The sequence below is a fragment of the Agromyces sp. P1_H4 genome, from assembly GCF_056405255.1.
The window spans coordinates 1-7274 of the sequence record NZ_JBFUCL010000193.1 but is presented as its reverse complement, the minus strand read 5'-3'; the positions used below and the strand labels follow the sequence as shown (position 1 = coordinate 7274).

At 68.9% G+C, this 7274-nt stretch carries 6 protein-coding genes; all 6 read right to left on the bottom strand.

Annotation, left to right across the window (positions count from 1 at the left end):
- A partial coding sequence (locus AC1DY2_RS12275) for a prealbumin-like fold domain-containing protein (protein WP_476762685.1) occupies window positions 1-3398 on the bottom strand: 3398 nt, incomplete at its 3' end.
- 142 nt (window positions 3399-3540) lie between these two features.
- Entirely contained in the window at window positions 3541-5016 is a 1476-nt protein-coding gene (cls, locus tag AC1DY2_RS12270; RefSeq protein ID WP_476762684.1) for a cardiolipin synthase, read from the bottom strand.
- Window positions 5013-5189 carry a hypothetical protein gene (locus AC1DY2_RS12265; protein ID WP_203230693.1) on the bottom strand — a complete coding sequence of 59 codons (177 nt, stop codon included), beginning with the start codon at window positions 5187-5189 and terminating at the stop codon, window positions 5013-5015. Before AC1DY2_RS12265 ends, cls begins: the two co-directional genes overlap by 4 nt.
- 37 nt (window positions 5190-5226) lie before the next feature.
- Window positions 5227-5376, bottom strand: a complete 150-nt coding sequence (locus AC1DY2_RS12260; RefSeq protein ID WP_309977178.1) for a hypothetical protein — start codon at window positions 5374-5376, stop codon at window positions 5227-5229.
- A gap of 33 nt (window positions 5377-5409) precedes the next feature.
- Complete coding sequence (gene lysS, locus AC1DY2_RS12255) at window positions 5410-6957, bottom strand: lysine--tRNA ligase (RefSeq protein ID WP_476762683.1); 1548 nt, start codon at window positions 6955-6957, stop codon at window positions 5410-5412.
- A 116-nt stretch (window positions 6958-7073) separates the two neighbouring features.
- The coding region (locus tag AC1DY2_RS12250; protein WP_476762682.1) for a pantoate--beta-alanine ligase at window positions 7074-7274 on the bottom strand (201 nt) is incomplete at its 5' end.

The following is a 7274-nucleotide window of genomic DNA, read 5'->3' as shown; positions in this document are numbered from 1 at the left end:
ACGCAGACGAGGTCCGTGTTCTCGTATCCGGCCTGCGCGAGCTCCTCGACCGTGTAGGTCCCGGGTGCGATGAGCGGGAAGACGGCGGAGCCTGAGCCCCCGGTCGTCTCGATGCTGAAGTCGGGCGGTTCGGCCCAGTCGCCGACGAACGAGAACGTGCCGTCGTCGCCCTCGACGTTCTTCGCGATGACGATCGTGCCGACGGCCTCGTTCGTGATCGAGCACGCCACGTTGTCGCCCGCCTGCACCGTGAAGGCCGTGAGGACGAGGTCCTCTATTCCGCCGCCGGCCCGGGTGACGTCGCACACGAGTTCGCCGCTGATCCAGTCGGCGAACTCGAGCTCCTCGAGCCGGTAGGTCGTGCCCGCGACGAGGTCGGTGAAGKTTGCGACGCCAGTGCCGCCGCTCGTCGCGGTGGAGCCCACCATCGCCTCGCCCACGGGATCGATCGGCGTCAGCACGAACTGGAAGGTGCCGTCACCGCCGAGCGCCGTCTTGGTGATGGTCAGGTCGATGGGCTCCGGCGTGTTCGACACGGTGCAGGCGAGGCTGAGCCCTGGCTGGGCGACGAACTGGAAGCCCGCCGCGGCGGTGTCGAGGTCGGCGAGCTGACCCGCCTGGCACTGGATCTGGCCCTCGATCCAGCCGTCGGCATCGGTCTCGACGAGCGTGTAGGTCACTCCCGGCAGGAGCCCCTGCCACGTCGCCGATCCCGTCGTGGGCCCCGTGCCGGTCACGGTCTGGGTGGCGCCGGGCGTGACGCCGTCGGCCGGATCGAGGGTGAACTCGAAGCCCCAGTCGAGCGTGTCGGCGACCCTGGTGACGCTCTTGGTGATGGTGACGTCCCCGGGAGTCGCCGTGTTCTCGGCGGTGCACTCGAGGTCGAAGGCGGGCGGCCCGACGAACTGCCATCCGACCGTCGCGGGGTCGAGGTCGTCGAGGCCGGTACACGCCAGCGTGGAGGTCCAGCCGGCCGCCGGCACCTCGCGCAGCGTGTAGTTCACGCCCGGCGTCAGGTCGCTGAACGTCGCGGCCGGATTCGCGGTGTCGACCGGAAGGGTCTGCACCTCCCCGGTGTCGTCGTTCACGAGGTCGAAGTCGAACGACCAGTCGAATCCGTCGGCGATCCCGGTCGCGGTCTTCGTGACCGTCGCCTGGCCGGGTGTCGCGGTGTTCGTGAAGCGGCATCCGGCGATGCCGGTGTCGGGCAGTTCGATCACCGCGGTGCCATCGTCGAGATTCGGCGTGAAGCTGCCGCCGGGCACGTTGCACGTGATGTCGGTGAGCGCCCAGTCTGTGACGCCGCCGAGTTCGGTGACGGTGTAGGTGCCTCCCGGCAGCGGGTCGCTCGCCCACGTCGCCTGGTCCTGCACGCCGGCGTTGAGCGTGAACGGGACGGTCGGGTCGCCCTCGGACTCGAACTCGAAGGCGAAGTCCTGGTCGTACTCGAACGGCACGGTCTCCTTGAGCACGAAGATCTGGCCCGGAACCGCGTTCGTGTAGTAGCAGGTCACCGTCGCCCCGGGGGCGAGCGTGAAGTCGGCGGTCGGCGTGTCCTCGAAGAAGACGTCCTGGCCGTCGATGGTGCAGAGGAGCGTCACCAAGAGGGTGTCGGCGTCGGGGAGCTCGGTCACGCTGTAGTCACCCGGCTCGACGCCCGTGAAGGTGGCGAAGTAGTCGACGCCGTCGCCGGTCGCGGCGTCGATCGAGAACGAGCCGTCGGCCGGAAGGAGGGGGTCCCCGGTCGTCCAGTCGCCGGTGAAGTCGAACGTGCCGCCGCCGGCCGGGTCGAAGAGCTCCTTCGCGATGCGGATGGTGGCGAGCTGGGTGTTCGTGAACGTGCACGCGACATCCAGTCCGGCGACCGTCGTCACGGTCGCACTCGGAACGGTCTCGTCGACGATCGCGCCGGGGGCGTTGCAGGTGATCTCGGCGCTGTCGAGCCAGCCGTCGGGCACCACCTCGGAGATGTCCACCTCAGTGCCGGGCGCGAAGGCGAACGTCGCGCTCTGGCCGTCGCTGAGCGATGCCGACTGCCCGCCGATGTCGAAGGCGAAGGCCTGGGCCGCACCGTCGGGCAGGGTCTGCTTCGTCACGGTCACCGTCGAGGTGGCATTGACGATGCGGCACGTCGTGATGGTCGACGGGTACACGGTGAACACGTCGGACGGATCGTCGAGGACGAACTCGATGGCCTGGCTGGTGCCCGGCTGCACCGTGGCGCAGCGCATCGACTGCATCGCCCACGGGCCCGAGACGGTCTCGACCAACTGGTAATCGTCGGCCGCGAGCACGCCCTCGTAGGTGTTCGTCTCGCCGATGCCGATGTCGTCGGCGATCTCGGTCGCGTCCGTCGCCGGCAGCACGATCCCTCCGCCAGTGCGGTCGATGAGGGTGTCGAAGCGATCGTCACTGTCGATGCCGGCGGGCAGCGTGTCCTTCGTGACGCTGAGCGTGCCGCAGTTCGCCACGGTGAGCGCGTCCGCGTCGGGCACGTAGTAGTCCTGCGTCTGCGCGCCGAAGTCCGCGCCCGTACGGGTGAGCATCGTGGAGACCCGGAAGGTCGTGCACTCCTGCGGGCTGAAGAGACCGGCGGCGGTGAGGTCGACGCCGAACTCGCCGAACGTCGCCTGCGGCTGGTTCCCGACCGGCAGGGGACCCTCGGTGCGCACGMCGACGGCCCATGCGAAGTCGATGGGGTCGCCGCTCGGGATCCAGGTGCCGGCCGAGTTCGGGTTGGCGCAGTCGCCGACCGTGGCCCAGCGCCGGAACTGCACGGTCACGTTCGACCCGCTCGAGTCGTAGTCGAACACCACGAGGATGTCGTCGCAACGGCCCAGCGCCGGCCCCTCGAGCAGTTGCAGCACGCTGAGGCTGCCGTTGCCGACCAGCCGCGTCCAGTAGTTGTAGAGCACGAGGTGCCGGATGCCGTCTGGCGAGGTCACGACCTCGTAGGCCGACGCCGTGCTGCAGAGATCGCCCTTGTCGTTCACGTTCGAGGGTCCGGGCGCCCACGGGATGGTGTTCGGCGTCTGGCTGCCGGGCGCGCCCGTGGCATCCGTCCCCGTGGCAGAGCACGAGGCGGCGAGCGAGCCGTTGTCCCAGTCGAACGTGGCGTCGAGGATGCCCGTCGACGGGTACCCGTCGGCGGTCGTGTAGGCGCCGGTCGGGGTGAACGTGAAATCGCCGTCGGGCTGAGGCGGCGTCAGGAAGCTGTCCCAGTCGAAGGTGTTCGGCGGCGTGCCGCCCGTCTTGTCGCCATCGAGCTGGAACCCCGTGTCGAGACCGGAGGGCGTGAGCGTCGCGGCGTTCGCCGGCCCGGCCACCACGATGGGTGCGAGGAACGCGCCGAGCAACGCAGCGACTGCCGCAAGGGAGACGGCCCGGGTGCGAGACATGAACGTCCTCTCAGCCGCACCCCGACACCCCGAGCACTCGGAGTTCGTGGGGTGCTGCCTCAGTCGGACTCTATCGACTCTGCGGAAGAAACGGAACGATTCCTCAGAATCCGGCCGACCGTCCGGCGCCGACGGGTGACGCCTACTGCAGTGCCGAGGTGAGCCGCGCGAGGTTGTCGAGGATCGTCGACCGCAGGGGCTGGGTCAGCCACTCGTCGAGCGTGAGCTCGCGGCTGTTCCGCCGGTAGCCGTCCTCGACCGCGCGCATCTCGCGCACGAACGACGCGCCGCGCACGAGGAGCGACACCTCCATGTTGAGCTCGAAGGAACGGATGTCCATGTTGCTCGACCCGATGACGGCGACGTCCTCGTCGATCGTGAAGTGCTTCGAGTGCAGGATGTACGGCGACTGGTAGAGCCAGATCTTCACGCCGGCGCGCAGCAGCGCCTCGTAGTACGACCGCTGCGCGTGGTAGACGAGGGCCTGGTCGCCGATCTCCGAGACGAAGAGCTCGACGTGCACGCCGCGCTGGGTGGCGCCGCTGATCGCCCGGAGCATCGCCTCATCGGGCACGAAGTAGGGGCTCGTGAGGATGATGCGCTCCTGCGCCGCGTACATCAGGGCGAGGAACAGCTTCAGGTTGTTCTCGTTGTTGTATCCCGGGCCGCTCGGCACGACCTGGCAGTCCAGGTCCTGCGCCTCGCCCGCCTGCCCGAGCGGCACGATCTCGCGCATCGGCGCCTCGCCGGTCTCGAGGTACCAGTCGGTGAGGAAGATCCCCTCGAGGCCCGAGACGATCGGGCCCTCGACGCGGGCGACGAGTTCCTTCCACTTCAGGCCGCGACGGATGTTCGACCGCTTGTTGTACGAGCGGTCGATGATGTTCTGCGAGCCCATGAAGCCGACCTCGCCGTCGACGACGAGGATCTTGCGATGGTTGCGCAGGTCGGGCCGCTGGTAGCGGCCCTTCAGGGGCTGCACCGGCAGCATCAGCTGCCAGCGCACCCCCATGCGGTCGAGGCGCTTCAGGGTCTTGCGGTAGCCCTTCACGCGCAACGACGCGATGTGGTCGAGCAGCACCCGCACCTCGACGCCCCTCGCGACGGCAGCCCCGAGCGCGTCGAACATCGCCGCCGTCGTGCGGTCGTAGGCGAAGATGTAGAACTCGACGTGCACGTAGCGCTCGGCGCCGTCGATCGCCTCGGTCATGGCGTCGAGCGAGCCCTGGTAGTCGCCGATCAGGCTGGCGCTGTTCGAGCCGATGAGGGGCATCGCGCCGAGCGTGCGGTTGAGGCGCACCACCCCGTCGAACCAGCGCGGCCACGTGGTGCTGTCGCTGACCCGCTCGACGCCGTGCGTCGACTCGCGGATGAACTCGTCGACCTCGGCCTGCTTCTCACGGCGGTGCTTCGGGAGCTTCGGGTTGCCGATCAGCCAGAAGACGAGGATGCCGAGGATGGGGATGAAGAAGATGGCGAGCAGCCACGCCATGCCCGCCGTCGGCCGGCGATTGCGCGGCACGACGATGACCGCGATGACGCGGATGACGAGGTCGATGACGATGACCGCAGCAGCGACGAGCGCAGTGATCTGCGACGTCGTGATGTCGATCGTCATCCGGCGGGGTGTTCGCGCCCGAGCTTGGCTCGCTCTTCCGCCTCGATGCGGGCGTACGCCTTGCGCTCACTGCGGTCGGCGCGGATGATCGCGCGCATCACGAACCAGAAGATCAGCCCGATGAGCACGGTCGGCGCGACCGACCAGATGGCGTTCGCCCAGAATTCGTTCATAGCCCCTCAAGGATACGGGTTCGGCCCGGTTTCGGCGTCAGCCTCCGGTGACGATGCCCCAGATGCCCGAGCCGAGCAGGTACAGGCCGATCGCGCCCACGATGATCCAGATCGCGAGGCGCGTGTTCGACGGGCGCTTCGGGTCGGGGTCGGGCTCGAGCTCGCGCTTCGGGAGGTAGTCGTTCATCTGCGGCATCCGCTCATCGGTGGGAAGGTCGGCTCACTTGACCAGTGGGAAGAGGATCGTCTCGCGGATGCCGAGGCCGGTGAGCGCCATGAGCAGCCGGTCGACGCCCATGCCCATGCCACCCGACGGCGGCATGCCGAACTCGAGCGCGCGCAGGAACTCCTCGTCGAGGCGCATCGCCTCGGGGTCGCCGCCCGCGGCGAGCTTCGCCTGCTCGACGAAGCGCTCGCGCTGCACGACCGGGTCGACGAGCTCGGAGTAGCCGGTGGCCAGCTCGAAGCCGCGCACGTAGAGGTCCCACTTCTCGACGACGCCGGGCGTCGAACGGTGCGCGCGCACGAGCGGCGAGGTGTCGAGCGGGAAGTCCATGACGAACGTGGGGCGGTGCAGGGAGCCCTTGACGTGGTGCTCCCAGAGCTCCTCGACGAACTTGCCGGGCAGGGGGTGGTCGATCTCGATGCCCTCGGCGTCGGCGAGCTCCTTGAGCCGCTCGATCGGGGTCTCGGCGGTGATCGGCTCCCCCACGGCATCCGACAGCGTGCCGTACATCGAGATGCGGTCCCACTCGCCGCCGAGGTCGAACTCGGTGCCGTCGGCCCACGTGACGACGTGCGAGCCGCTCGTGGCGATCGCGGCATCCTGGATCAGCTGCTGCGTGAGGTCGGCCATCGTCGTGTAGTCGCCGTAGGCCTCGTACGCCTCGAGCATCGCGAACTCGGGGCTGTGCGTGGAGTCGGCGCCCTCGTTGCGGAAGTTGCGGTTGATCTCGTAGACGCGCTCGATGCCGCCGACGACCGCGCGCTTGAGGTAGAGCTCGGGCGCGATGCGCAGGTAGAGCTCGGTGTCGAACGCGTTCGAGTGCGTGACGAAGGGGCGGGCGGAGGCGCCGCCGTGCATGACCTGGAGCATCGGGGTCTCGACCTCGATGAAGCTCAGCCCGTCGAAGGTGCGGCGCAGGCTCGCGTTGACCTTGGCGCGGTCGATGACGTTGCGGCGGGCCTGCTCACGAGCGATGAGGTCGAGGTAGCGGCTGCGCACCCGCGTCTCCTCGGACAGCTCGTTGTGCAGGTTCGGCAGCGGCAGGATCGACTTCGATGCGATGCGCCACCCGGTGACCATGATCGACAGCTCGCCGCGGCGGCTCGTGATCACCTCGCCCTCGACGAAGACGTGGTCGCCGAGGTCGACGAGCTCCTTCCACTCGGCGAGCGACTCCTCGCCCACCTCTGCCAGCGACACCATCGCCTGGATGCGGCTGCCATCGCCCGACTGGAGGGTCGCGAAGCAGAGCTTGCCCGTGTTGCGGGAGTAGACGACGCGCCCGGCGAGGCCGACATGCTCGCCGCTCGCCTCGTCGACGCCCAGACCCACGAAGCGGTCGCGCACCTCGGGGATCGTCGCCGTGATCGGCAGGCGCACCGGGTAGGCGCCCAGCCCGAGGTCATCGGATGCCGCGATCAGCCGTTCGCGCTTGGCGAGCCGCACGGCCTTCTGCTCGGAGATCTCGTCGGCGCTGATCTCGTCGGCGCCGGTCTCGGGGGCCGTGGGCTCGGTCGCGGCATCCGTCTGGGTCTGGGCCATCGTTCACTCTCGGTTCGCGGAAACGTGCGTGCACCAGCCTACTTGGGCGAGCCTGAGCGGATGTCGCGGGCCTGGGCCCACGGGACCTCACGCCTCGAGACCCAAGCCTCGAGACCTCAGCCCGCCGCGCCGACCTCGACGTACGCGTTGTCGATGAGGCGGGTCGACCCGACCAGCGCCGCGACGAGCACGAGGGCACGTCCGCGGAAGTCCTCGGACACGGGGAGGAACGTGTCGGGGTCGACGACGACGAAGTAGTCGAGGCTCACGCCGTCGTGGTCGCCGAAGGCCGCCACGCCCTCGGCGAGGAGCTCTGA

Bases quoted from the DNA above. Each gene is read 5' to 3' on its own strand.
- cls (WP_476762684.1), bottom strand. From the start codon at position 5,016: ATGACGATCGACATCACGACGTCGCAGATCACTGCGCTCGTCGCTGCT.
- AC1DY2_RS12265 (WP_203230693.1), bottom strand. From the start codon at position 5,189: ATGAACGAATTCTGGGCGAACGCCATCTGGTCGGTCGCGCCGACCGTG.
- AC1DY2_RS12260 (WP_309977178.1), bottom strand. From the start codon at position 5,376: ATGAACGACTACCTCCCGAAGCGCGAGCTCGAGCCCGACCCCGACCCG.
- lysS (WP_476762683.1), bottom strand. From the start codon at position 6,957: ATGGCCCAGACCCAGACGGATGCCGCGACCGAGCCCACGGCCCCCGAG.